At 72.0% G+C, this 24836-nt stretch carries 19 protein-coding genes and 1 pseudogene; 14 read left to right on the forward strand and 6 right to left on the reverse strand.

Annotated elements, in window-relative coordinates:
• Window positions 1–184 precede the first annotated feature (184 nt).
• Window positions 185–1327 carry a polysaccharide pyruvyl transferase family protein gene (locus tag G443_RS17080; protein WP_026419738.1) on the forward strand — a complete coding sequence of 381 codons (1143 nt, stop codon included), beginning with the start codon at window positions 185–187 and terminating at the stop codon, window positions 1325–1327.
• A gap of 232 nt (window positions 1328–1559) precedes the next feature.
• Here the strand turns inward: G443_RS17080 and G443_RS17085 are convergent, their stop codons facing one another.
• On the reverse strand, window positions 1560–2732 hold the full coding sequence (locus G443_RS17085; RefSeq protein ID WP_081715572.1) for an FAD-binding oxidoreductase: 1173 nt from the start codon (window positions 2730–2732) through the stop codon (window positions 1560–1562).
• A gap of 241 nt (window positions 2733–2973) precedes the next feature.
• Here G443_RS17085 and G443_RS17090 point away from each other — a divergent pair, with 241 nt between their 5' ends.
• Both G443_RS17090 and G443_RS17095 read left to right on the forward strand, forming a co-directional pair.
• On the forward strand, window positions 2974–3864 hold the full coding sequence (locus G443_RS17090) for a pyridoxamine 5'-phosphate oxidase family protein (RefSeq protein WP_026419737.1): 891 nt from the start codon (window positions 2974–2976) through the stop codon (window positions 3862–3864).
• A 149-nt stretch (window positions 3865–4013) separates the two neighbouring features.
• Window positions 4014–4517: a MarR family winged helix-turn-helix transcriptional regulator gene (locus G443_RS17095; protein ID WP_245588876.1), complete on the forward strand. Its 504-nt coding sequence runs from the start codon at window positions 4014–4016 to the stop codon at window positions 4515–4517.
• Here G443_RS17095 and G443_RS17100 read toward each other — a convergent pair.
• Window positions 4492–5382 (reverse strand): alpha/beta fold hydrolase, encoded by an 891-nt coding sequence (locus tag G443_RS17100; protein WP_245588875.1) that lies wholly within the window; start codon window positions 5380–5382, stop codon window positions 4492–4494. The genes G443_RS17095 and G443_RS17100 overlap by 26 nt on opposite strands.
• Before the next feature lie 94 nt (window positions 5383–5476).
• Between G443_RS17100 and G443_RS17105 the strand changes: the two genes are divergently transcribed.
• Together G443_RS17105 and G443_RS17110 are read left to right on the forward strand one after the other, a co-directional pair.
• Window positions 5477–6319 carry a TetR/AcrR family transcriptional regulator gene (locus G443_RS17105; RefSeq protein ID WP_026419734.1) on the forward strand — a complete coding sequence of 281 codons (843 nt, stop codon included), beginning with the start codon at window positions 5477–5479 and terminating at the stop codon, window positions 6317–6319.
• Window positions 6320–6679: 360 nt separating this feature from the next.
• Window positions 6680–8242 carry an MDR family MFS transporter gene (locus G443_RS17110; protein ID WP_245588890.1) on the forward strand — a complete coding sequence of 521 codons (1563 nt, stop codon included), beginning with the start codon at window positions 6680–6682 and terminating at the stop codon, window positions 8240–8242.
• A 272-nt stretch (window positions 8243–8514) separates the two neighbouring features.
• On the opposite strand, the gene G443_RS17115 is transcribed toward G443_RS17110, so the two are convergent.
• Window positions 8515–10167, reverse strand: a complete 1653-nt coding sequence (locus tag G443_RS17115) for an alanine/glycine:cation symporter family protein (protein ID WP_026419732.1) — start codon at window positions 10165–10167, stop codon at window positions 8515–8517.
• 544 nt (window positions 10168–10711) lie between these two features.
• On the opposite strand from G443_RS17115, the gene G443_RS17120 reads away from it, so the two are divergent.
• From G443_RS17120 to G443_RS17160, 9 genes are all read left to right on the forward strand, one after another.
• Window positions 10712–12166, forward strand: coding sequence for an SLC13 family permease (locus G443_RS17120; RefSeq protein WP_026419731.1), 1455 nt, complete (start codon window positions 10712–10714; stop codon window positions 12164–12166).
• A 222-nt stretch (window positions 12167–12388) separates the two neighbouring features.
• Entirely contained in the window at window positions 12389–14983 is a 2595-nt protein-coding gene (gene clpB / locus G443_RS17125; RefSeq protein WP_026419730.1) for an ATP-dependent chaperone ClpB, read from the forward strand.
• A 166-nt stretch (window positions 14984–15149) separates the two neighbouring features.
• A complete protein-coding gene (locus tag G443_RS17130; RefSeq protein WP_026419729.1) occupies window positions 15150–15863 on the forward strand; it encodes a TtfA family protein in 714 nt (237 codons plus the stop codon).
• A 100-nt stretch (window positions 15864–15963) separates the two neighbouring features.
• Window positions 15964–16737 (forward strand): SDR family NAD(P)-dependent oxidoreductase, encoded by a 774-nt coding sequence (locus G443_RS17135; RefSeq protein WP_026419728.1) that lies wholly within the window; start codon window positions 15964–15966, stop codon window positions 16735–16737.
• Window positions 16738–16810: 73 nt separating this feature from the next.
• Window positions 16811–17395, forward strand: coding sequence for an orotate phosphoribosyltransferase (gene pyrE / locus G443_RS17140; protein WP_051314169.1), 585 nt, complete (start codon window positions 16811–16813; stop codon window positions 17393–17395).
• Between the two features lie 104 nt (window positions 17396–17499).
• A complete protein-coding gene (locus tag G443_RS17145) occupies window positions 17500–18288 on the forward strand; it encodes a LemA family protein (protein WP_155886210.1) in 789 nt (262 codons plus the stop codon).
• Window positions 18289–18386: 98 nt separating this feature from the next.
• On the forward strand, window positions 18387–19031 hold the full coding sequence (locus tag G443_RS17150) for a TrmH family RNA methyltransferase (protein WP_081715593.1): 645 nt from the start codon (window positions 18387–18389) through the stop codon (window positions 19029–19031).
• 62 nt (window positions 19032–19093) lie between these two features.
• Window positions 19094–20287, forward strand: coding sequence for a glycoside hydrolase family 76 protein (locus G443_RS17155; RefSeq protein WP_035292524.1), 1194 nt, complete (start codon window positions 19094–19096; stop codon window positions 20285–20287).
• A gap of 75 nt (window positions 20288–20362) precedes the next feature.
• Window positions 20363–21760 (forward strand): FAD-binding oxidoreductase, encoded by a 1398-nt coding sequence (locus tag G443_RS17160; protein ID WP_026419723.1) that lies wholly within the window; start codon window positions 20363–20365, stop codon window positions 21758–21760.
• 260 nt (window positions 21761–22020) lie between these two features.
• On the opposite strand, the gene G443_RS17165 is transcribed toward G443_RS17160, so the two are convergent.
• The 3 genes and pseudogenes from G443_RS17165 to G443_RS17175 all read right to left on the reverse strand — a co-directional run.
• Window positions 22021–22281 (reverse strand): hypothetical protein, encoded by a 261-nt coding sequence (locus G443_RS17165; protein WP_030104364.1) that lies wholly within the window; start codon window positions 22279–22281, stop codon window positions 22021–22023.
• Window positions 22282–22317: 36 nt separating this feature from the next.
• The gene (gene nagA / locus G443_RS17170; protein ID WP_081715571.1) at window positions 22318–23547 is read right to left on the reverse strand and encodes an N-acetylglucosamine-6-phosphate deacetylase; all 1230 of its coding nucleotides are present in this window, start codon (window positions 23545–23547) and stop codon (window positions 22318–22320) included.
• Window positions 23548–23954: 407 nt separating this feature from the next.
• A pseudogene (locus tag G443_RS17175) lies at window positions 23955–24521 on the reverse strand (SigE family RNA polymerase sigma factor); the annotation flags it as partial.
• Window positions 24522–24836 lie beyond the last annotated feature (315 nt).

The raw sequence follows: 24836 nt of genomic DNA on the forward strand, positions 1-24836 counted from the left end.
TCCCGGTCTCAGGCGGTGCTGGTCGGGCAGGCACTCCTACCCGTCGGTAACAACAGCTTATTACCCGTCGGTAACACGGGCAAGCGTCGAGTCGATCACGACTGGCTGGCGACCCTCGGGGTATGCACCCAGTCGGGCACACTTCTACTCACCTGTTCAGGTGTCCAACGGGAGATTCGACGCAATGAGTGAGAGCGACAGAGCCCTCTACTACCTCATCGGGACTACCGGCTTCCCGAACTACGGCGACGAGATGATCGCCGCTGCCTGGCTGCGACACCTCCGGCAGGTCGCGCCGGACGCCGATGTCTGGCTCGACTGCCCCAGCCCCGGGCCGGCCCAGGTGCTCCTCGGCCACCTGCACCCCAGGGCCCGCTTCACCGACACCCTGTGGCGGTTGTGCTGGGAGGCGCCCAGCGAGGAGCCGTGGCAGGTGAACGAGTTCGCCCAGCGCGCCGTCAACGACCCGGGCATGGCTCCCCGCTGGGCCTCGGGCATCCAGCTGGCGCACCGGGCGGACGTCCTGCACATCATCGGCGGCGGCTACGTCAACGGCGTGTGGCCACGCCACGTCGGCCTGCTCGCCGGGATGGTCTCGGTCGCCCGCCGGTCCGGTGCCCGCACCGCGATGACCGGAGTGGGCCTGTGGCCGGCACCCGAACACGGGGAGACGCTGATCCGCGAGCTGGCCACCCGGTTCGACGTGGTCGACGTCCGCGACGCGCCCTCCGCCCGGTTGCTCGAGAAGACGTGCGCGGTCAGCCACACGTGCGACGACCTGTTCTTCGACCTCGGCCCCCACCTCTACCGGACCGACGACGAGCTGCGCGAGTTCATGGTCTGCGTCCAGTCCGACCTCCTCAGGGTCAGCGTGCCCGCGCTCGCCGCGTTCGTCACCGAGACCCTGCGCGCCTGGGACGTCCCGCCGGACCGGCTCGGGTTCGTGGAGTGCATCCCGCGGGTGGACCGCGACGTCTTCGCCCTGGTCGAGTCCGAGTTCCCTGGCGTGCGGATGTACCCGCTGGCGGAGGTGCTCGACCACGGGATGCCGGCCGCCGCCGGGCAGACCTGGTTGTCGACCCGGTTCCACCCCCACCTGGTCGGCGCGGCCGTGGGCGCCAACGGTGTCGCGGTGAGCATCAACCCCGACTACTACGCCACCAAGCACCGCTCGCTGACCGACCTGGGCAGCGGGTGGACGCTGGTCGAGGACCTCGACGAGATCCCCACCCGACCGGTGCACGGCGGGTACAGCCCCGAGTCCCTCGCCGAGTACCGGGCCGCGAAGCGCCGGGTCGCCGACCGGATCTACCCGTACCGGCGCTGATCCTCCCCTGCCGTCGGGGACGCGGACCGGCTCCCACGGGGCCGGTCCGGGTCGGGACAGCGGGCCGGGGAGCGCGGGTGGCGGCGTGAGCGCCAGGAGCTCCGCTCGCCGGCGGGGCGCGGTGCCCCGGTGCGTGCCCGCCCTCCCCGCCCCCGCCGGGAACACACCGGAATCCGGCGTGCGGCGGGGGAGCGCCGCGCGGGAGGAGGGCCCGCCAGCCGGACCCCGGGGGTCAGTCCAGGGTGAACGGGTCGTACCGGATGCGGTCCAGGGGCGTTCCCGCCACCAGCATCCTGGAGACGGTGGCCCGGATCATCGCGGGGGAGCCGCACACCATGACGTCCCGTTCCGACCAGGCCCCGTAGCGGGTGACGACCTCCGCGAGGGTGCCGTGTTCGGTGCCCTGCCGGGCGGGGCCGGACTCCACGACGGGCACCACGGTGAGCCAGGGGTTGCTCATCGCGAGGTATCGCAGGTTGTCCAGCTCGTAGAGGTCCTCGATGGTCCGGCCACCGAGGAAGAGGTGCACCCGGGGGTTCGTGCCGTACTGGGCCAGCTCGTCCAGCATCGCGCGCATGGGGGCGAGTCCGGTCCCACCGGCGATCATCAGGACGTCGCGACCGTTCTCCCGGTCGACGCCCATCCGGCCCATCGGAGGACCGACCCGCCAGGTGTCACCCACCTGGGTGTGCCCGACGACGGAACGGCTGACCCAACCGCCGTGGACCGACCTGATGTGGAACTCGAGGGTCCCGTCCTCGCTGGGCGCGTTGGCCGGGGTCAGGTACCTCCACAGCCGGGGCCGTTGGGGGACCTCGACGCTGACGTACTGACCGGCGCGGTAGGGGACCGGCTGGTGCGGCTGCACCCGGACCACGGCGAGGTCCCAGCTCAACCGCTGGTGCTCCACGACCCTGGCGTTCCACCAGGCCGGGTTCTCGTCCGCCTCGGCCGCGTTGTGCATGGTGGTGGCCATCATCGTGTAGGCCTCGGCCCACGCGAGCTCCACCTCGTCGGTCCACACCGGACCGGCGTACCGCTTGATCGCCGCCAGCAACGCGGTGCCGGTCGCCTCGTAGTGGCTGGCGATCACCCCGAACTTGCGGTGGTCGCGGCCCAGCTGGCGGAGGAACGGCACCAGGTCGTCCGGCCGGTCGATCATCTGCACCGTGTGCACCAGGGCGCGAAGCAGCCTGCTCCGCTGCACCTCCATGTTGGCGGGAAACAGCTCGCGGGTCTTGGGCGCGAGGCTGAAGAGCATCCCGTAGAAGAACCTCGCCACGTCGTCGGCGTACGGCTCGACGGCCGCGTAGCTTTCCCGGATCAGGCGCACGGTGGCGCTGACCCCCGAGGCAGATTCCGGTCGCGAGGGAGGCACGGGGCTAAGCACGGCGTTCGCTGTCATAGTCCGGGCGCAGTCTTCTCCACGTCGTTCGGCGCGCCGGGCGTGACGCGCCGTTCCTTGTCAGGATCCCCAACAAGGGGGACAGTAACTCGTTCTCTGGTTGCCTGAGTCCTTGATGCCACCTTCGAGTGTCGGCATGTAACTGCGAGTACATAATGCCTGCGACGGTTGGGCGAAGGTAGGGGGTAGATCGTGGAACTTCAGAGGTCTTCGTGACACTGTGGGGCCCGTGATTCGCGAGATGCTGGTGCCAACGGGTACCGCGGACCCCGATCTGCACGAACTTGAGCTCGTCGACGCTCCTCCGACCGGGGTAGGGCCGGGCGGCTGGGGAGGCGCACCGGGAACCGGGTCGTCGGGCGCCGGGGCGACGGTCGTGGCACCGCTCCCGCCCGATCCCGAACAGACCGTGCGGCACGCCTTCCCCGTGGTCCCGGTGGGGGCACCGCCCGCTCCGGGGCCGGTCGCGCCGCCGGTGTCCTCGTCCGGGCATCCCCTGCCCGGTTCCCGGGGAGAACACGTCCTCCAGGAGCGGCACGGCACCGAGCGGCGTGCGCGGCGCTTCTACCAGGAGCAGATGCTCGACCGCCTGAACGACGAGATGGCACGGTTCGTGGGCCGGATGGAGATGGCCTTCGTGGCCACCGCCGACGGGTCGGGGGAGTGCGACGCCTCGCTGCGCTCGGGCCCGCCCGGTTTCATCCGGGTGCTCGACCCGCACCACCTCGCCTACCCCGAGTACCGGGGCAACGGCGTCATGGCCAGCCTCGGCAACATCGAGGAGAACCCCCACGTGGGGATCCTCATGCTGGACCTGGTCCAGGACCTGATCGGACTGCATGTCAACGGTCGCGCCAGCGTGGTCGAGGACGCCGAACTGCGAGCGAGGCACTCCGACCTGCCCGAGGACGACAACCGTGGCAGGACGCCCGAACGGTGGGTCGTCGTCCGGGTCGAGGAGGCCTATGTCCACTGCCGCAAGCACATCCCTCGGATGATGCCGGTGCCACGGGACCGATCCTGGGGCACCGACGACGCGCGGCGCAAGGGTGGCGACTACTTCGAGGCCAAGGGTGATGAGCGGCCCTGGAGCCCCGCCCCGGAACGGCACTCGGAGCCGGCCTCGGGGTGAGGCCGCCCCCTCCGCCGACCGGCCCTCCCGACTCGGCCGGGTGGCGGTACTCACACCCGCGCTCGGACGTTCCCGGTTCGCCCGGTCGATTCGGACATCCCGGTCCCTGGTCTGTCAGACTTGAGGGGGTGGGAGCGAGGGGGACCAGGGTGAACCCGACACGCATGGACGGTTCGACGATGGCCGTGAACGGGCCGGAGCGGCTGGGCACGGGCGCCGACGGCACCCGTGGGGCCGCGGCCGACAGTGTCGAGCGCGAGTTGACCATCCTCTTCCGCCGCGCCAAGCAGAGCACGGCCAGACTCGCCTCGCAGATCCACGTGGAGCTGGAGCCGGCCGCCTACGGCACGCTGTCGATGATCGCCGAGCGCGGCCCCGTCAGGGGGACCGACGTGGTCGACCTGCTCAACCTCGACAAGTCCACCATCAGCCGGCAGCTGAGCAAGCTGGTGGAGCTGCGGCTCATCGAACGGGTGCCGGACCCCGTCGACGGCCGCGCGCGGCGCGTGCAGCTCACCGACCTGGGGTCGCGGCGGCTCCGGGAGGTTCGGGAGCGGCGGCGGGAGCGCCTGGACGAGCAGCTCGCCGAGTGGCCGACCTCCGACCTGACCGAGCTGGCGCGCCTCCTCAACCGGCTGAACGAGGCCTTCTGACCGGGACGTCTCCTCGGGCCGCGAGCGCCCCCCGCAGCCAGGGCGCCACCACGGGCAACACGTGGTGGGGCAGCATCGCGCCCAGGTGGTCGAGCCCGTCGAGCAGCTCCACGTCCCAGCCAGCCTCCGCGAGTTCGGCGCGGCCCCGCATGAGCCCGCCCGCGATGTCCACCGTGACCCCACCCCAGGACTCCGGGTAGACGATGGTGTCGGCGGCGCCGGCGAAGCACAGCCGGGGGCAGCGCACCGACGCGGCAGCCGCCCGGTCGTCGAAGCCCGTCAGGGCCTCGTACAGGGTGACGAACTGCCGGGTCCGCTCCGGCGGGGCGGAGATCTCGACGGTGTCCCAGTCCGGTTCGCCCCCGCCGTCGGTCTCCTGGCGCCCGTCGTGGCCGCCAGCCTCGGCGCGCCGGTGTGCGGCCGTGGTGACCTCGAGCATCTCGGCGTAGGGGCCGTTCAGGGCGGGGAATCCGCCCATGACGAGCGCGGAGAGCCGGTCGGTCCTGATCGCGAGCTGGAGCCCGGCCAGGGCGAGCCAGGAGTAGCCGTAGTAGGCGAAGCTCTCCGCCTCGACCGCGTCGGCGACCGCGAGGATGTCGGCCGCGACGTTCCCGGGGGTCAGGGTGGTGGGTTTGGGCCGGCCCATGACGTGGCCCTCGTAGTCGAAGGCGACGACGCGGAAGCGGTCGCTCAGCCCGTCGACCAGCGCGCGCCCCAGGGCGGGGTCGGCGCCCCACCTCCGCATCTCCTCGGCCCGGTCCCCGGTGATCGGGGTGGGGTCCACCGGGAGCAGCACGGTGGGCCCGCTCCCCGTGATCTCCAGGTCAAGCCGGTCGCCGTCGTGCGTGGTGCTGTACCCCATCATGTCGCGCTCCTCGCCGGGGCGATCGGCCCCGATATCCCTTTACGTCGTACGGTGATGTGCGGGCGACAATACATTACGTTGTAAGGAGATGTGGGTGGCGGTCATCGGAGGTCGGGGAGACGCGGACCTGACCATGCGGCTGTTGTGGGCGGGGTCCGAGCGCGGGCCGTCGCGGTCCGCACCGGGTCCCAGGCAAAGCCTCACCGCGTCGGCGATCGTCGAGGCGGCGATCGGCCTCGCGGACGAGGAGGGTCTCGCGGGACTGTCGATGCGCGCCGTCGGGGAACGGCTCGGGCGGTCCGCGATGGCGCTCTACACCTACGTGCCGGGGAAGGCCGAGCTGGTGGACCTGATGTACGACCAGGCGCACGCCGACTTCTCCGGCGCGTGCGAGGAGGCGGCGGACTGGAGGTCGGGCGTCCTGGAGTGGGCGGTCGAGTTGCGTGATCTCTACCTGCGTCATCCGTGGGTCCTCCAGGTCTCGCACGCCCGCCCGGTCCTCGGGCCGCACGAGCAGGTCGTCTTCGAGGCCCTTGCTGGGCTCCTCCGGTCCACCGAGCTGCCGGGGCGGGTGCTGCGGGGAGCGGTCAGCGCCCTCTTCCACCACGTCCGGGGTTCCGCGCGCACGGCGGCCGAGGCGGGCCGGGCCGCCGCCGAGACGGGGGTGCCCGACCGGGAGTGGTGGACGCGCCGCTCCACCCTGCTGCGCGAGGTCGCCCCCGACTTCGCCGAGCGGTTCCCGCACTCCGTCCGCCTGGCTGGCGACGCGTCGGCGGGCCAGGGCGGCGGGACGCGGGACTCGGCCGGGGCGGAACGAGCGGAGCGGGGGTGGGCTCGTGGGGTCGACGCGGTCTTCGTCGCGGGGCTCACCGTCCTGCTGGACGGTCTCTCCTCGGCGACCGGGGTGGATGGGCGGGGAGAAGCCTCCGAGGGTTGAGATGGCGCCACCGTCGCCCTGACCCCGGCCGGCCACGGGTCGGCCCCACGGTCGTGGCCCCTTGGACCCGGCCCTGGAGCGCGCCCTTCCCCGGTTGGCGCCGATCTCCGGCCTTCCCGTGCTCGGTGTCCCGCGCGGCCCCGGTGGCGGGAGGCGCGGCGTCGGACATCCACGCGGTAAGCCATCTCACCCGGAGAGGCGTGGTGGGCACTCCACCGCGAGCGTAAAGTTGCATAAGGCAACTAATGACTAGAGGAGAGTTCGGGGGAGCACCAGGTGGTGGTGTCAGGCGGGACGCAGGACGCGGCGGTCGTCGCGACGGGCGCGGCGGTGCACCCGGGGCCGGACGACCAGCCCCCGATGTCCCACCGCGAGATCATGCGTGTCTTCTCCGGACTGCTGCTCGCGCTGCTGGTCGCCATCCTCAGCTCGACCATCGTGGCGAACGCGCTGCCCACCATCACCGCCGAACTCGGCGGCACCCAGGCCCAGTACACGTGGGTGGTCACGGCCACCCTGCTCGGCGCGACCGCGACCACCCCGGTGTGGGGCAAGCTCGCCGACCTCTTCAGCAAGAAGCTGCTCCTCCAGATCGCGCTCTCCGTCTTCACGATCGGCTCGGTGCTGGGCGGCCTCGCCCAGTCGATGCCGATGCTGATCGGGTTCCGGGCGGTGCAGGGACTCGGCCTTGGCGGCGTGCAGGCCCTCGTCCAGGTCGTCATCGCCGCGATGATCAGCCCGAGGGAACGCGGCCGGTACAGCGGTTACCTGGGGGCGGTCTTCGCCGTGGGCACGGTCAGCGGTCCGCTGATCGGCGGCCTCATCGTCGACACCCCCTGGCTCGGATGGCGGTGGTGCTTCCTCGCGGGTGTCCCGGTCGCGGTGGCGGCGCTCGTGGTCATCGGCCGCACGCTGCGCCTGCCGACCGTCCGCCGCCCGGTGCGGGTGGACTGGCTCGGGGCGACGCTGCTGGTGGGAGGCGTGAGCCTGCTGCTGGTGTGGGTGTCCCTGGCCGGTCAGTCGTTCGCCTGGGCGTCGCCGACCACGGCGTTGCTGGTCGGAGGTGCGGTGGTGCTCCTCGGACTGGCCGTCCTCGTGGAGGCGAGGGCGGTCGACCCGGTCGTCCCGCTCCGCTTCTTCCGGGACCGGACGACCGCGCTCTCCGTCGTCGCCGGCGTCGGGACGGGGGTGGCGATGTTCGGAGTTCCCGTGTTCGTCGGCCAGTACTTCCAGCTGGGCAGGGGGTACTCGCCCACCGTGGCCGGGCTGATGACGATCCCGTTGGTGCTGTCGCTCGCGTTCACCTCCACCCTCTCCGGTCAGCTGATCAGCAGGTCGGGGCGGTGGAAGCGGTTCCTGCTCGTGGGCGCGGTGGCGTTGCCGGTCGGGCTCGGTCTGTTGGCGACGATCGACCACCGGACGGACCTGGTGCTGGTGGGGGTGTTCCTCGCCGTCGTGGGCGCGGGGGTGGGGTTGTGCGCGCAGAACCTCGTCCTGGCCGTGCAGAACACCGTTCCCGCCCGTGACCTCGGATCGGCGACGGCCCTGGTCACCTTCTTCCGATCCCTCGGAGGCGCCTCCGGCGTGTCGGCGCTCGGCGCCGTGCTGTCCGCCAGCGTGGCCGCCCGGGTGGGGACGGGAGGCGGCCAGAGCGCTTCCCTGGATCTCGCGGGGCTCCCCGAGGGGGTCCGGGCGGAGGTGATGACGGCGTTCGGCGACGCCACCGGAACGGTCTTCCTCGTCGCCGCGCTGGCCGCCCTGGTGGCGCTGTTCGCGGTCCTCGGCATCCGGGAGGTGCCGCTGCGGACCACCGTCGACGTGGAGCACGCCGTGCCGGCTCCCGCCGTGGGTGCGCCCGTACCGAGCCCGGGTACTCCGGCCGGATCGGCTGGGCGGTCCGGGGATGGTGCTGACCGCGGGTGACGGCCTCGCCCGTGCGGTACCGCCGTCACCTGGAAGGCGTCACCCTGTGGAGTTGTCCACGGACTGTGGATAACTCCACAACCGGCGGCCGTCCGCCCCAAGTTATCCACAGGCTGTGTGGACAACTTGGGGCGGAACTGTGGATTTGGCGTGGACTGGCTGTGGATAGTTGGGGATAACTGGGGATCAGTTGGGGATATCCGGTGGAGAACTCGGCACCGGCCGGGCGTGTCTGTGGATAACTCCCGGTGTCACCCCGCGTGGGGACGCCCTCAGCCCACGCCGTCCTTCTCCCGATCGGAGGGCTCCGGCGGCGAGCCGGCCGACGACCCGGAGGTGTCCTGGTCCACCGGTCGGATCTCCCCGGACTTCAGCTTGCCGAGGAAGTCCCTCAACTCGCGCTTGACGATGGGCGCGAGCAGGTAGAGGCCCAGGATGTTGAAGAAGGCGACACCGAACAGCACCGCGTCGGCGAAGTTCAGCACCGGCCCCAGTGTGAGGACCGTTCCGCACACGATGAGGGCGCAGTAGACCGCGCGGTAGACCACCGAGCTGACCCGCCCCGCCCCGAACAGGTGGTTCCAGGCCTTCTCGCCGTAGTAGCTCCAGGTGATCATCGTGGAGATGGCGAACAGCGCGACCGCGACCATCAGGACGTAGGGGAACCACGGCAGCACGGTCTCGAAGGCGTTGGACGTCACCGTCACGCCCTCCGGGCTGTCAGCCCCAGCAGCCACCGCCGCCTTGGCGTCGTGCCAGAAGTCCGTGCTGGCGATCACGATCGTCAGCGCCGTCATCGTGCAGATGATCACGGTGTCGACGAAGGGCTCCAGCAGCGCCACGAGCCCCTCGGTGACCGGGTGGCGGGTGCGGACCGCCGCGTGCGCGATCGGTGCCGACCCCACGCCGGCCTCGTTGGAGAAGGCGGCCCGCTGGAACCCGATGATCATCACGCCCAGCGCTCCGCCCGCGACGCCCTCGGGGGCGAAGGCGCCGGAGACGATCTCACCGAAGGCGCGTGGCACCTCATTGACGTTCACGAGGATGACCACGAGGCAGGCCAGCACGTAGATGACGCCCATCGTCGGCACGAGCCGCGAGGTCACCTTGCCGATCGACTTGATCCCACCGACGATGACCAGCGCCACGAGGCCAGCGAGTAGTAGTCCGAAGATGAAGGCGGCTCCCCCTCCACCGAGGAGACCGTCCTCACCACCGGTCACCGAACGCAACTGGGCGAAGGTCTGGTTGGCCTGGAACATGTTCCCGCCGGCGAGGGCGAAGAACAGCAGCATCACCGAGGCGCCGATCGCCAGCACCTTGCCCAGCGAGCGGCCGAAGCCGTTGGGGAAGCGCTCGGCGATGCCCTGGCGGAGGTAGTACATGGGGCCGCCGTGGACGGTGCCGTCCGCGTCGATCTTGCGGTACTTCACGCCCAGGGTGCACTCGACGAACTTGGTGCACATGCCCAGGAACCCGGCCAGGATCATCCAGAACGTCGCGCCGGCCCCACCGACCGTGACCGCCACACCGACACCCGCGATGTTGCCAAGGCCGACCGTCCCCGACAGCGCCGAGGAGAGGGCCTGGAAGTGCGTGATCTCCCCAGGCTCGTCGTTGCGCGTGTACTTCCCACGCGCGATCTGGATCGCGAGCCGGAACTTGCCGAGCTGGACCAGGCCGAAGTACGCGGTGAACACCGCCGCCGCGATGACCAGCCAGGCGACGATGACCGGGAACGCGGCCCCGAAGACCGTGATCTCGGCGAAGATGATGGACGACGTGAATGACTCGATGGGTGCGAAGACGCTGTTGATGGCGTCCTCGACGCCGGAAAGGACTCCGCCGTCCTGCGCGAGGAGGACGGGTGCCGGGTCGCCGGTTGGCGGACTTGGCGGCGGGGTCGCCGTCGTGATGTGTGACATGGCATGACAGTGCACGGGTAAACCCCGGTTCACCGCAAGAGGGCGGGCCGAATTTGATGCGGAGCGTAACAATTGTTACTGCCCCGTTTCGGTTGATTGCGGTGGCGTATGCCCTAGCCACGGGAACGCTGCCGGGTTCCTGGTCGCCGTCCGTAGTGATCCGTATCACGGATGGTTCACGATTGCTCCTTCTGGGAGAGTGCCGTCGCGCCGGTGGTTCCTGGCGGGTCCCCGCCACGCCGACGATGAGCGTGGACTCGCCGCTCCGCGGCCGGCTGGTCCCGTGGTCGACAGTCGGCTCCTGCTCGAACGCCTCGCGATCGTCCCGATGGGCCAGGGGCGCCTGCGCGCTGGGCGGGGCGAGGGTCGAGGGTCGCCACCGGTGGAAGTGGTACGAGTCACACGTCTGGGGTATTTTTCGCACTCAGTGACTCACGGGAGGTGGCGGGTGGACCAGACCGGGCGCGAACCCCACGCGGAGGAGTCTCGGGGGCGAGTCCCCGTGACCGAGGGTGAGACCGGTGCGGGGGCTGCTGACCAGCGGATCTCCGCGGCCGCCGAACCCCCGGCCACGGTTCGGAGGCGGTGGATAGGCCTCGGGCTCGGCGTCGTGCTCGCGCTGGCGGCCTTCCTCGCGCTCCCCGACTCCCTCTCCCCAGCGGGACGCGGTACCGCGGCGGTAGCCGTGCTGATGGCCGTGTGGTGGATGACGGAGGCCATCCCACTGCCCGCGACCGCGTTGGTGCCGCTGGTGCTCTTCCCCGCGCTCGGGATCGCCGAGGTGGGTGACGCGGCGAGTCCCTATGCCAACGACGTCATCTTCCTGTTCATGGGCGGTTTCATGCTCGCGCTGGCGATGCAGCGGTGGAACCTGCACCGGCGGCTCGCCCTGGCGACGGTGCTCGCCGTCGGGACCAGTCCTCGCCGACTGGTGGGCGGCTTCATGCTGGCGACCGGCTTCATCTCCATGTGGGTTTCGAACACAGCCACGGCGGTGATGATGCTGCCCATCGGTCTCTCGGTGCTCGGCCTGGTCCGGCAGCTCGGAAAGGGTGAGGGCGACTCCAACTTCGGGACCTCGCTGATGCTGGGAATCGCCTACGCGGCGTCCATTGGCTCGCTGGGAACCATCATCGGAACTCCCCCCAACACCCTGATGGTGGGTTACCTCCGCGACTCCCACGACATCCACATCGGTTTCGGGCAGTGGATGCTCGTCGGGGTTCCGCTCGCGGTGGTCTTCATGTTGCTGGCGTGGCTGGTGCTGACTCGCTTCGTGTTTCCCCCGCGGATCAGGAACATCCCCGGCGGCCGCGAACTCATCCGCCGCGAACTCGCCGCGCTGGGCCCTGTCAGCCGGGCTGAGTGGATGGTGCTGGCGGTGTTCGTCCTCGCCGCCCTCTCGTGGATCTTCCTGCCCCTCGTCACCGGGGCGAGCAACATCGACGCCGTGATCGCGATGGCGGTGGCGGTGATCCTCTTCGTCCTCCCCGTCGCCCCGAGGAAGGGGGTGGCGGTACTCGACTGGCAGACCGCCAAGGAGATCCCGTGGGGCGTGCTGTTGCTCTTCGGTGGGGGTCTGAGCCTGTCGAGCCAGTTCTCGGCGACCGGGCTGAGCGAGTGGATCGGAGAGCAGGTCGCCGGCGTTGGCGCCATCCCGGTGGTGCTCCTGGTGGCCGGGGTGACCGTGCTCGTGCTGGCGCTGACCGAGCTGACCAGCAACACGGCGACCGCCGCGACCTTCCTGCCGATCATGGGCGGGGTGGCCCTCGGGCTCGGGCTGGACGTGATGACCTTGGCCATACCGGTAGCCCTCGCCGCCACCTGCGCCTTCATGCTGCCGGTGGCGACGCCGCCCAACGCGATCGCCTTCGGGTCCGGGTATGTGCGGATCGGGCAGATGGTGCGGGCGGGGCTCTGGTTGAACCTCATCGCCATCGTGCTGATCACCCTGACCATGTACGGCCTCGTCGGTTGGGTCTTCGGGTTGAGCCTCTGAGTCGGCCTCGGCCGACTACTCCCGCCTCGGCGCGTCCACTCCGGGGCGGGGTTTCGCCGTGCCCTCGTGGTCCACACCACACCCGGATACGTGGTTGAGTGGAACTGGCTCAACTTTTCTGACGTTGGACGTGTGGATGAGCGGAGTCGGGCGAGGGCGCGGCTCCGGTCGGGGCTCGGAGCCCCGGGAGCCGACCAGGTGTACGAGCTGACGAGGTGAGGGATGGACGCGTTCAATCCGACCACGAAGGTCCAGCAGGCGATCTCCGCCGCGGCGCGGGCCGCCACGCTGGCCGGCAACCCCGACGTGTCATCGGCCCACCTGCTCGGTGCCCTGCTGGCCCAGGGGGACGGAGTGGCGTCGCCGCTGCTCTCCGCGGTCGGCGTCGATCCGGCCGCGCTGCGGGGCGATCTGGAACGCCTCACGGCCGGCCTGCCCTCGGCCACGGGCGCCACGGTGAACGCGCCCCAGCTGTCACCGGAGGCGGTCCGCTCCGTCACCCACGCCCAGCGGTTGGCGACCGAGATGGGCGACGAGTACGTCTCCACCGAGCACGTGCTGGTGGGGCTGGCCAAGGAGGGCGGACGGGTGGCCGACCTCCTGCGCGACCACGGCGCCACCCCGGACAACCTCCGCGAGGCCTTCACCCGGGTCCGAGGCTCGGCCCGCGTCACCAACCCCGACCCGGAGGCCACCTACCAGGCGCTGGAGAAGTACGGCGTCGACCTCACCGAGCGCGCCCGCCGGGGTGAGCTGGACCCGGTGATCGGTCGGGACACCGAGATCCGCCGGGTGGTCCAGGTGCTGTCCCGCCGGACGAAGAACAACCCGGTGCTGATCGGGGAGCCCGGGGTCGGCAAGACCGCCATCGTCGAGGGCCTGGCCCAGCGCATCGTGGCCGGTGACGTCCCGGAGTCCCTGCGCGGCAAGCGGGTGGTCGGACTCGACCTCGGGTCGATGGTCGCCGGCGCGAAGTACCGGGGCGAGTTCGAGGAACGGCTCAAGGCGGTGCTCAAGGAGATCACCGACTCGGCGGGCCAGGTGGTCACCTTCATCGACGAGCTGCACACCATCGTGGGAGCGGGCGCCACCGGCGAGAGCGCCATGGACGCCGGGAACATGATCAAGCCGATGCTGGCGAGGGGCGAGTTGCGCATGGTCGGGGCGACCACGCTCGACGAGTACCGGGAGCACATCGAGAGGGACCCGGCCCTGGAGCGACGCTTCCAGCAGGTCATGGTGGGGGAACCCTCCGAGGAGGACACGGTCGGGATCCTGCGGGGCCTTAAGGAACGCTACGAGGTGCACCACGGGGTGCGGATCACCGACAGCGCCCTCGTCGCGGCGGCCGCGCTGTCCAACCGGTACATCACCGCGCGGTTCCTGCCGGACAAGGCGATCGACCTGGTGGACGAGGCCGCGTCCCGCCTGCGGATGGAGATCGACTCCCGGCCGGTGGAGATCGACGAGGTGGAGCGGGCCGTGCGGCGGCTCGAGATCGAGGAGATGGCGCTGGCCAAGGAGGCGGACGAGGCGTCGCGCGAGCGGTTGGCCGCCCTGCGGGCGGAGCTCGCCGAGCGCCGGGAGGCCCTGGCCGGTCTCACCGCCCGCTGGCAGAACGAGAAGACCTCCATCGACCGGGTTCGGGAGCTCAAGGGGCAGCTGGAACAGCTGCGTGGCGAGTCCGAACGGGCCGAACGGGATGGTGACCTCGGGCGGGCGGCGGAACTGCGCTACGGGCGCATCCCCAGCCTGGAGAAGGAACTCGACGCCGCCACGCAGAACGGTCGGGAACAGCAGGTCATGCTCCAGGAGGAGGTGACATCCGACGACGTCGCCGAGGTCGTCAGCGCGTGGACCGGCATCCCCGCCGGCCGCCTGCTGGAGGGGGAGACGACGAAGCTGCTGCGGATGGAGGAGGCCGTCGGGGCTCGGGTGATCGGTCAGGCCGAGGCGGTGCGCGCGGTTTCGGACGCGGTCCGCCGGGCCAGGGCCGGCGTGGCCGACCCCGACCGGCCCACCGGCTCGTTCCTGTTCCTCGGCCCCACGGGCGTGGGCAAGACCGAACTCGCCAAGGCGCTCGCCGGTTTCCTGTTCGACGACGAACGCGCCATGATCCGCGTGGACATGTCGGAGTACTCCGAGAAGCACTCGGTGGCCCGGCTGGTGGGTGCCCCTCCCGGCTACGTCGGCTACGACCAGGGCGGGCAGCTGACGGAGGCCGTCCGCCGCCGCCCCTACTCGGTGGTGCTGCTCGACGAGGTGGAGAAGGCCCACCCGGACGTCTTCGACATCCTCCTCCAGGCGCTCGACGACGGCCGGCTCACCGACGGGCAGGGGCGCACCGTCGACTTCCGCAACACCATCCTGGTGCTCACCTCCAACCTCGGGTCGCAGGCCATCGCGGACCCCACCCTGGGAGAACGGGAACGGCGGGATGCCGTCCTCGCCGTGGTCCGCCAGCACTTCAAGCCCGAGTTCCTCAACCGGCTCGACGACCTCGTCGTCTTCCACTCGCTGTCCACGGAGGAGCTGACCAGCATCGTCGACATCCAGATCGAGGCACTGGGACGGCGGTTGGGGCAGCGTCGCCTGACCCTGACCGTGTCGAGGGCGGCCAAGGACTGGCTCGCCCTCAACGGTTTCGACCCGGTCTTCGGCGCCCGGCCGCTGCGCAGGCTGGTGCAGACCGCGATCGGCGACCAGCTGGCCCGGAAGCTGCTGTCCGGCGAGATCCGGGACGGCAACGAGGTGGTCGTGGAGGTCGACGACAGCGCCCCTGGCGCCAACCGCCTGCTGGTCACCGGGCGGGCCTGACCCCGACCCGCCGGGGGCGGTCCGCCCCGGTCGGACGTTGGGCCCCGCACCGCTCCCTGAGCAGCCGGTTCACCGCCACCCGCCGCTACTTCCGGTCAATTCGCGAACAACCGGGCATACGATCTTCGTGAACGTGCCCTGGCTCGCTACCCTGCGGAGTGTGGGGATGCCGACTTGGGTGTGGTTCACGGCGGCCGTAGTGTTCGCCATGGCGGGTGTCGCGCTGCTCGCCACCGACACGGCGCAACGCAGCGCGCGCAACCGGGAACGACGTCGATGGGCGGCGTTGCGGGGCTGGCAGTTCGCCGAGAGCGACCAGGTGCTGCCGACCCGGTGGAGCCACGGCTTCCTCGCGGCGCAGAGCGGCGGCGTCGCCAGGGACGTGGTCGCGGGCTCCACCTTCACCGCCGACGGCCGGCGACAGGTGTACGTGTTCGACCACGAGTCGGGCGGGAAGGCCGGCGCCGTGCTGGTCGCGGTGCGCTGCCGCCAGCAGTACGAGGTCGTGGTGGAGCTCTGGCTGCCCAGCGTCCCCGTCCCGCAGGAGTCCGGCCTGGACCTGCTCGGGCCCGTCGGTTCCCGGTACGCCTTCGTCACCCAGTTGTCGGCCGCGCGCCAGCTGATCACACCGGACCTGGTCGAGGCTGCGGAGGAGGTCGGCGACGACGTCACCGTGGTCTGGTTGGAGAAGGAGTGGGTGCTGGCCGCCGCGCCCTCCAACGCCTCGCCCTCCCGCCTGGAGCGGCTGCTGCGCGACGTCGGGGAGATCGCCGACCTGATCGACCCCGTGGACGAGGAGGAGCGGGAGCAGCAGCGCACCCACGCGCTCACCGTCGACCAGGAGGACGAGCGCATCTTCCGGCCTTCGAGCCAGTCCTGATCCCGCCGCCGGCGGAACGCCTCGCCGACCTGACCCCGAGCGGAGTCCGACTCCGTGCGACTCACCCCCATCACTCGTTCAGGTTGTTACCGTGCGGTACATGCCCACCGCGCTGATCACCGGTCCAACCTCGGGAATCGGGTTGTCCTTCGCCCGCCGCCTGGCCGCCGAGGGGTACGACGTCGTCCTGGTCGCCCGCACCGAGTCGAAGCTGAGTTCCCTGGCCGCCGAGCTCGGTGACCGCTACGGGGTGGAGGCCGAGACGATCACCGCCGACCTCGCCGAGGCCGCCGACCGCGACCGGGTGGCGGCCCGCCTCCGGGACGAGGAGCGACCGGTGGACCTGCTGGTCAACAACGCCGGTTTCTCCACCGGCGGCCACTTCGAGCGCAACGAGTTCTCCGCGCTGCGCTCGCAGCTGGAGGTCAACGTCACCGCGGTGCTCCAGCTGACCCACGCCGCGCTGCCCGGCATGCTGGCGCGGCGGGGTGGCGACGTGATCAACGTGTCCAGCATCGCGGGCTTCCTGCCGGGGCGGGGCTCCACCTACACCGCCAGCAAGGCCTGGGTGACGTCGTTCACCGAGGGCCTGGCGGCGGGGACCCGGGGCAGCGGGGTCCGCCTGCTCGCGTTGTGCCCGGGGTTCACGAGGACCGAGTTCCACGAGCGGGCCGACATCGACATGTCCGGCCTGCCCCGGTCGTTCCGGCTGGACGCGGACTTCGTCGTGCACGAGTCACTGCGTGACCTGCGGCGCGGTCGCGCGGTGTCCGTACCGGGCAACCAGTACAAGGCGTTGGCGTCGGTCTCGCGGCTGCTGCCCCGCTGGCTGGTCCGCCGGGTCGCCGGTCGCACCGCCCGAGGTCGGGACTGACCCCGCCGGAACCGGGGTGGCCTCCCGGACCGGCGGCCGGTGCCGGTCCGGGGCTGTGCGAAGCTAGCGAACCGTGCGAGAAGCGGCGGCATCGAACTCCCCCACCCCGAACGTGGATTCCGAGGACAAGGCTCGGCTGGCCCGCCTGGTGCGGGAGCTCGCGGTCGTCCACGGCACCGTGACCCTGTCCTCGGGCGCCGAGGCCGACTACTACGTCGACCTGCGCAGGGCCACGCTGCACCACCAGGCCTCACCGCTGATCGGCCGGCTGCTCAGGCAGCTGACCAGCGACTGGGACTTCCAGGCGGTCGGAGGGCTCACCCTCGGCGCCGATCCGGTGGCGGGCGCCATGCTGCACTCGGCCGCGTCCGATGGCCTCGCGCTGGACGCCTTCGTCGTGCGGAAGGCCACCAAGCAGTACGGGATGCAGCGGCAGATCGAGGGACCCGGTGTCACCGGTCGTCGGGTGCTCGCGGTGGAGGACACCTCCACCACCGGTGGCAGCGTGCTGACAGCCGTCGAGGCCCTGCGTGCCGGGGGCGCCGAGGTGGTGGGCGTCGCCACCGTCGTGGACCGGCAGACCGAGGCGCGTGAGCGGATCGAGGCTGCGGGCCTGCCCTACCGCTACCTGCTGGACCTCGACGACCTGGGGCTCTGAGCGTCGCCCCGGCCACGGGTCCCGGCGCCGACGGTGTGAGGTTCGCGTCGGGATTTTTTCGCGGAGCCCTCTTCCCGACCCGCGTGGACGGGTAACCTGCGGGCGTGGATGCCCTGCTCGTGATCCTCGTGGTCCTGCTCGTGCTCGCGGTCGTGGTCGGAATCGGCTACGTCGTGAGCTACAACCGGTTCATCGCCCAGCGGAACACCGTCGAGGAGTCGTGGCGGCAGGTCGACGTCGAGCTCCAACGACGTCATGACCTCATCCCCAACCTCGTGGAGACCGTGCGGGCGTCGGCCCACTTCGAGCAGACGACGCTGCAACAGGTGATCGCCGCCAGGTCGCAGGCGATGCAGGCCCGTCAGACGCACGCCAGCGTCCACGACCAGGGGCAGGCGGAGCAGCAGCTGTCCGGAGCGCTGCGCGGCTTCTTCGGCATCGCCGAGAGCTACCCGGAGCTGAAGTCGAACCAGAACTTCCTCCACCTCCAGAAGCAGCTGGCCGAGACCGAGGACCGCATCGCCGCCGGTCGTCGCTTCTACAACGGGAACGTGCGGGCCCTGAACACCCGGGTCGAGTCGTTCCCCTCCTCCATCGTCGCCGGCATGGCCAAGATCACCAAGGCGGACTACTTCGAGGTCGACGACCCGAACGCCCGCGCGACCCCGTCGCTGTCCGGTGCCTTCGGTTCCCTCACCGGCGGGCCGCCGGCGGCGCCGCAGCTCCAGCAGCCCACCGGGGGCCCGCAGTACGGACAGCAGCCCGGTCCCCAGGTCCACGGCCAGCCGCCGCAGCAGTACGGGCAGCCGCAGCCGCCGCAGCAGTACGGCCAGCCGCACCCCGGGCAGGGGCAGCCACCGCAGGGCCCGGCCGGCCCCGGCGGCTGGCAGTGACCGCCGGCTCCCCTGGTTACCGCGACTCCGCTCCGACCACCGCCCGCCGCCCCTCGCCCGAGGCCGAGCCCTCGCCGGTGGTGGGGCCGGAGCCGGCGGTGGTGGGCCCGACGGAGTGGACCCCCTCGGGCCCGGTCGTGGGAGTCGGCCCCTGGGCGGGACCGCCGCCGGACGGCGAGCACTACGACCCCGAACTCCTCCGCGACGGCGACCGGCGCAACGTGGTCGACGCCTACCGGTACTGGCGGCGGGAGGCGATCGTCGCCGAGCTCGACACCCGTCGGCACCCGTTCCACGTGGCCATCGAGAACTTCCAGCACGACCACAACATCGGGACCGTGGTCCGCACGGCCAACGCGTTCGGGGCGCGTGCCGTCCACATCGTCGGTCGGCGTCGGTGGAACCGGCGGGGTGCGATGGTCACCGACCGGTACCAGCACCTGGAACACCATGACGAGGTGGCCGGCCTCCTCGGGTTCGCCGCCCGTTCCGGGCTGGCGGTCGTCGGGGTGGACAACACCCCGGGTTCGGTGCGGCTGGAGGAGACCGCGCTGCCCCGCGAGAGCGTCCTCGTCTTCGGGCACGAGGGGAGCGGTCTGAGCGCGGAGACGCGGGAGGGCGCCGACCTGCTCGTCTCCATCGCCCAGTTCGGCTCCACCCGCTCGATCAACGCCGGCGTCGCCGCGGGGATCGTCATGCACGCCTGGGTCCGCGACCACGCCGACCTGACCCTGGCCTGGTGAACAAGGGCCGCCGGCCGTGTCATCCGGGCGGCCGTCCCCGCCGCTGAGGGCACGATGTGCGCATGACCGAGGAACTGTTGCCGACGCGGCGGCGGGTGTGGGCCGCGCGAGCCGAGGTCGCCGAACGCGCCGTTCGGCAGCGCCACCTCCGTGGGGTGTGGGGGCTGCCCGGCACCCTGATCGGCCTCGCCAGTTGGCCGCCGAGCGCCGCCCTGCGCCTCGGTGTCGGACCCTGGAACTACTGGTGGCAGGCGCACCTGATCGACTGCCTCGTCGACGCCGAGCTCCGGGACCCGAGCCGGGCGCGCAGGACCGCGCTCAACCGCCTGGTGCGGGGCGTGGTGCTGCGCAACCTCGGCTGGACCAACGACTACTACGACGACATGGCCTGGCTCGGCTTGGCCCTGCACCGCGCCGGCGAGGTGACCGGGGAGCGGCACCAGCACGCCCTGCGCGCGGTGGAGGCCGAACTGCGGGCCGCCTGGACCCGGCACGGTGGTGGCGGGATCTGGTGGCGGCGGCACGCCCGGTACCACGACGACTTCAAGAACACGCCCGCCAACGGCCCGGCGGCGATCCTGCACGCGAGGTTGGGCACCGACGCCCCCGGTCACGGGCTCGAACGGGCGGTCGCGATCGCCGAGTGGCTGGAGACCACCCTGGTGGACCCGGTGACCGGCCTGGTCTGGGACGGGGCCCGGGTCGACTACCGGGGCGGCGTGCGCCGGGTGGTCCGCCGCGTCTACACCTACTGCCAGGGGGTGTACCTCGGCGCCGCCCTGGAACTGGCCTCGGCGACCGGCGAGCAGCGGTGGTGGCTGCGGGCCAGGCGCACCGTGGACGCCGTCGCGACCCGCCTGGTCACCTCCAGCGGCGCGTTGCGGACCCACGGGGGCGGCGACGGGGGACTGTTCTCCGGGATCCTCGCCCGCTACCTCGCGCTCGCCGTCGCCCGGCTCCCGCCGGCGGACGTCGGATCGCGGGCCCTGGCGGCCGAGCTGGTCCTGGCCTCGGCGGAGGCGGTCTGGCGCAACCGGCGGGTGGTCGACTCCGGCCCGCTGTTCCCGGCGGACTGGAACCGACCGGCCCGGGTTCCGCCCCGGCCACCGGCCCTGTCCGAACGCCCACGGGGCGGCGAGGGCGCCGTCAGCCCCGACGTCATCCCGGAACGGGACCTGTCCGTCCAGCTCGGCGCCTGGATGGTGTTGGAGGCGGCCGCCTCGGTCGAGCGGTCGGGGGTGTCGGCCTCCGGTTGACCCGCCGCCACGAGCACCGCGGTCGCCGTCGCGCGTCCTTCCGGTCACCCGGCGGAACGGCTACCGTCAGGCAACATGGGCTCACTCGTCGACGTCGACCTGCTCACCGCCCTCCGTGCCGCCGTGGGGCCGGACCACGTCCTGGTGGACCGGGACGTCACCGAGTCCTACCGTCGCGACATGATGCCGCTCGCACCGGCGGGATCACCAGCCGCGGTGGTGCTGCCGGCCACCACGGAGGAGGTCCAGGACGTCGTGCGGGCCTGCGGGGCCGCCGGTGTCCCGATCGTGCCGAGGGGGGCGGGCAGCGGCCTGTCAGGAGCGGCCAACGCCGTCGACGGGTGCGTCGTCCTGGCGCTGACGCGGATGGACCGGATCGTCGAGATCGACCCGGACAACAGGGTCGCCGTGGTCGAGCCTGGGGTGGTCAACCTCGACCTGAGGTCGGCGGTGGAGAAGCACGGGCTGTTCTACCCGCCCGACCCCTCCAGCTACGACTGGTGCACCATCGGCGGGAACCTCTCCACCAACGCCGGCGGGCTGTGCTGCGTGAAGTACGGGGTGACCACCGACTCGGTGTTGGGTCTGGAGGTGGTCCTCGCCGACGGCGAGGTGCTGCGGACCGGGCGCCGCACCGTCAAGGGGGTCGCGGGGTACGACCTCACCAGGTTGTTCGTCGGCAGCGAGGGCACGCTCGGCGTGATCACACGCGCCACGCTCGCGCTGCGTCCGCTGCCCCAGGCACCGGCGACCGTGGTCGCCTCCTTCGGCTCCACCGGAGCCGCCGGCGTGGCGGTGTCCAGGATCGTGCGGGAGGGCATGGTCCCCTCCCTCCTGGAGATCATGGACTCGGTGTGCGTCAGGGCCGTGGAACGCCACCTGTCGACCGAGTTGGGGGACGGCGCGGGGAGCGCTGCCCTGGTCATCGGCCAGTCGGACCTTGGTAGGGCGGCGGGGCTCGCCGAGGTCTCGAGGCTCGAACAGGTCTGCCTGGACGCCGGCGCCGAGTTCACCCACCACACCGACGACCTCGCCGAGGGGCGGCTGCTGTTGGCCGCCCGGCGGGCGGTGCTGCCCGCCCTGGAGACCCTGGGGTCCTGGCTGACCGACGACGTCTGCGTCCCCAGGACCAGGATCGCCGAACTGATCGCGGGCTGCGCCGAGATCGGGGAGGAGGTCGGGTTGACCGTCGCCGTCACGGGCCACGCCGGCGACGGCAACATGCACCCGACCATCGTCTACGACGCGTCCAGGGCGGATGAGGCGGAGGCCGCGCGAGTCGCCTTCGACCGCATCCTCGCCCTCGGGTTGCGGCTGGGCGGAACGGTGACGGGCGAACACGGCGTCGGCAAGATCAAGCAGGACTGGCTCGCGACGGAGATCGGTCCGGTCGGGTTGCGCGCGCACCGGGCCATCAAGAACGCCCTGGACCCAGGGGGGTTGTTCAACCCGGGTTCGATGTTCCGGGGCTGACACCGCCACCGGGCGCGCCGCACCCCCGTCCCCCGCCACACGAGGTCGGGCGGCCCGGGGTCGGGGCGGGCGTGCGCTCCGTTGGCGACGCCCGAGGGGCAGCGGCCCGCGACGGCGGTCCACCGCCCGTCGGAGGGGGCGGCGTCGGGGCCTTCGCGGCAGCCCAGCCCCGATCGGGGTGACCTGGCGGGATGACGCGGGGCTCGGCTCCGGCACGCGGCTCCGCCGGCGGACGGGAGCGTGGCCCCGGCGGGAGGGCCTCAGAGCACGGTGATGACGCCGGCCACGGCCCCGCAGAGCAGGCCGAGCCCGAGGGAGATCCCCGCGACGACGGCCAGCCGCCGCCCGCCGCCCGCGGGTTGGTCCCGGCCGCTGGGGAGGAGGCCGCGCTGGGTCGCCGTCTCGTCCGGCGGTGGGTTGGTGACCTCCGCCGGAGCCGAGGGCGGGTCGGACCGGGCCTGGAGCGCCTGCGCGCGCAACGCTTTGGACAGCACCTGCTCCGGATCCGACGGATCTCCCACGGGAGGGAGGATACCGAGCGGTCCCCGAACTGATCGTCACCTCGACGGGTGACCAACCGGCGGGGCCTCGTCGGACGTGCCCGCTGGCGGAACCCGGGTCCCCTTCGCCAGCACGGCGCGGATGGTGAACTCCTCATCCAGCACCACGAGGTCCGCGTCGAGGCCGGGGCGCACCGCCCCGACGGCGGCGTCGAGCCCCAGCAGTGAGGCAGGCGTGGTCGAGGTGGCGCGCACGGCCTCCTCGACGGTGAGACCACAGCCCCGGACCAGGTTGGCGAAGGCGCGGTCCATCGTCAGGCTGCTGCCGGCGAGCGCCCCGCCCGGGAGCAGCGGCACTCCGCCGGTCACCGTGACGGGGAGGCCGCCGAGCACGTACTCGCCGTCGCCCGCGCCGGCCGCGCCGATGGCGTCGGTCACGGCGGCGGTACGCCGGGGGCCGGCGTGCCGGGCGGCCAACCGGGCGACCGTCGGGTGCAGGTGGACCAGGTCGCAGATCAGCTCGACCACGACCCGCTCGTCGTCGAGGAGCGCCGCGATCGGCCCGGGCTCGCGGTGGTGGAGCGGACGCATGGCGTTGAACAGGTGCGTGGCGACCCTCGCGCCGGCGTCCACCGCCGCCCGTGCCTGGTCGGCGGTCGCGTCGGTGTGCCCCACGGCCGCGAGCACCCCGGCCCCGACGAGACGGCGCACGGCGGGCAGGGCGTGGGGTAGCTCGGGTGCCAGGGTCACCATCCGCACGGTTCCCCCTCCCTCGGCCAGCAGCCGGTCCACCAGCGCGGGTTCCGGCGCGCACAGGGCGGCGGGGTCGTGGGCACCGCACCGCCCCTCGGCCAGGAACGGGCCCTCCAGGTGGATGCCGGCCAGCAGGCCGGAGCGCACCGCCGGTCGCAGCGACCCGATCTGCCGGACCAGCTCGTCGGGTGCGGCCGAGACGAGGCTGGCCTGGAGGGTGGTGGTGCCGTGGCGCCGGTGGACGTCCACGGCGGTCGAGACCGCCTCGGCGGTCCCCTCGGTGAAGGACGCGCCGCCGCCGCCGTGGCAGTGGATGTCCACGAAACCGGGGACGACCCACCCGCCGGCGGCGTCCACCACGGACCGCGCGGCGGGTGCGGGCCCGTCACCGACGGCGGTGATCCTGCCGTCGTCGATCGCGACCCAGCCCGTCACCTCACCGTCAGGTGTGATCACCCTGCCCCCGGTGACCAGCGTGGACACCGCACTGGCCCGGCTGATCGAACCACGGACCTCGGAAGGCGTCCCGCCCACTGCATGCTCCCCAGGACGAACGTCGGCTGTCGCGAGGCGACCAGCCCGGCCGCCTAGTGGTCTACACCACCGGCCGTGCCGATGGCGAGAGGTTCCACCGAGCGGATGCGCACCGGCGGGTCGCGGTGGGCCCGAGGGCGGGGGTGGTGATCCGGACCGAGCGACGTGGTCGGCGGGCACCTGAGGGTGGCCGGCGGTGCCCCACCGGTCCCGGGAGCGCGTGTGCCGTGCCCGGAGCCAGGCCGCCGGGGTCGGACGGGGAGCGTGGCGACGCCCCGCCCCTCGTGGTCCACGGCCCTCCCCGACGGCCCGGCGGGGGTGGCTGCGGTGCCGGTGCGCTGGTGCCCGAGTGCCGGGCGACTGGGACGACCCGAGCGGCGCCAGGCGTGGGCCGGCGCGCGCGGAGGTCAGCCCTGGCCCTGCCGCAGGATCGCCTGCAACGCGTCGAGGGCGCGGGACGCGGTCGACTTCACGGTGCCCTTCGAGATGCCGGTGGCCTCCGCGATCTCCGCCTCCGACAGGTTGCCGTAGTACCGCAGCACCAGGACCTCGCGCTGGCGGGGTGGCAGCTGCGCGAGCGCGCGCACCACGGTCTGGTGTTCGGCGGTCAACATGGCCAGCGACTCCGCCGACCGGGCGTTCGGGCTGTGCGGCGGCACGTACTCCCGAGCGGTCTTGCGGCGTCGCAGGACGGACCGGCTGCCGTTGACCACGGCGGTGCGCAGGTAGCCCACGGCGGCGGCGGCGTCCCGGAGGCCCGACCAGTTCCGGTGCAGGCCCGTGAACGCCTCCTGGACGACGTCCTCGGCGGTGGAGATGTCGTCGACCAGCAGGATCGCCAGCCGAACCATCCGCATCCGGTGCTGGCGGTAGAGGTCCTCCAGCGTCAACGGCGTCTGGGGGGCGGCGGGTCCGGACATGTCGAGCTTCCTGAGGTGACCGAACGTGCGTTCGACCGATCGCTCAGTCGTGCCGGGCCCCGGCGGAACCTCTCCACACCCACGGGCTAGACGTTACCCAGGTACGCCGGGTGTTCGTAACCCAGACCGGCGAGCCGGGGCCTCCGTGGCGGGGCGCCCCGGGCCCCTCGGAGGGCCTCGCCCGGCGCACGCCCTCGGTCGAGGGAATTCGCCAGGTCAGGTGCTCGTGTGGCCCACCGCCGCCCGGGGAATGCGCGCTCGAGGTCCGCGACGGCGGGAGAAAATCATGGCGAAAACCGATCTTCACTGGGTAGAGGGAATTGCCCGGTCTCCCGTGGCCGGCCCCACCGGGCTGCCGCACGATGGTTT

The sequence above is a fragment of the Actinoalloteichus caeruleus DSM 43889 genome, from assembly GCF_000429185.2.
In the GTDB taxonomy this organism is placed as follows: Bacteria; Actinomycetota; Actinomycetes; order Mycobacteriales; family Pseudonocardiaceae; genus Actinoalloteichus_B; species Actinoalloteichus_B caeruleus.

What these genes read in the sequence shown, in the direction of transcription:
- G443_RS17090 (WP_026419737.1), top strand. Translation starts at nt 2,974, where the DNA reads ATGCTGGTGCCAACGGGTACCGCGGACCCCGATCTGCACGAACTTGAG.
- G443_RS17100 (WP_245588875.1), bottom strand. Translation starts at nt 5,382, where the DNA reads ATGATGGGGTACAGCACCACGCACGACGGCGACCGGCTTGACCTGGAG.
- G443_RS17130 (WP_026419729.1), top strand. Translation starts at nt 15,150, where the DNA reads ATGCCGACTTGGGTGTGGTTCACGGCGGCCGTAGTGTTCGCCATGGCG.
- G443_RS17155 (WP_035292524.1), top strand. Translation starts at nt 19,094, where the DNA reads ATGACCGAGGAACTGTTGCCGACGCGGCGGCGGGTGTGGGCCGCGCGA.
- G443_RS17160 (WP_026419723.1), top strand. Translation starts at nt 20,363, where the DNA reads ATGGGCTCACTCGTCGACGTCGACCTGCTCACCGCCCTCCGTGCCGCC.
- G443_RS17080 (WP_026419738.1), top strand. Translation starts at nt 185, where the DNA reads ATGAGTGAGAGCGACAGAGCCCTCTACTACCTCATCGGGACTACCGGC.
- clpB (WP_026419730.1), top strand. Translation starts at nt 12,389, where the DNA reads ATGGACGCGTTCAATCCGACCACGAAGGTCCAGCAGGCGATCTCCGCC.
- G443_RS17085 (WP_081715572.1), bottom strand. Translation starts at nt 2,732, where the DNA reads ATGACAGCGAACGCCGTGCTTAGCCCCGTGCCTCCCTCGCGACCGGAA.
- G443_RS17135 (WP_026419728.1), top strand. Translation starts at nt 15,964, where the DNA reads ATGCCCACCGCGCTGATCACCGGTCCAACCTCGGGAATCGGGTTGTCC.
- G443_RS17110 (WP_245588890.1), top strand. Translation starts at nt 6,680, where the DNA reads ATGTCCCACCGCGAGATCATGCGTGTCTTCTCCGGACTGCTGCTCGCG.
- G443_RS17115 (WP_026419732.1), bottom strand. Translation starts at nt 10,167, where the DNA reads ATGTCACACATCACGACGGCGACCCCGCCGCCAAGTCCGCCAACCGGC.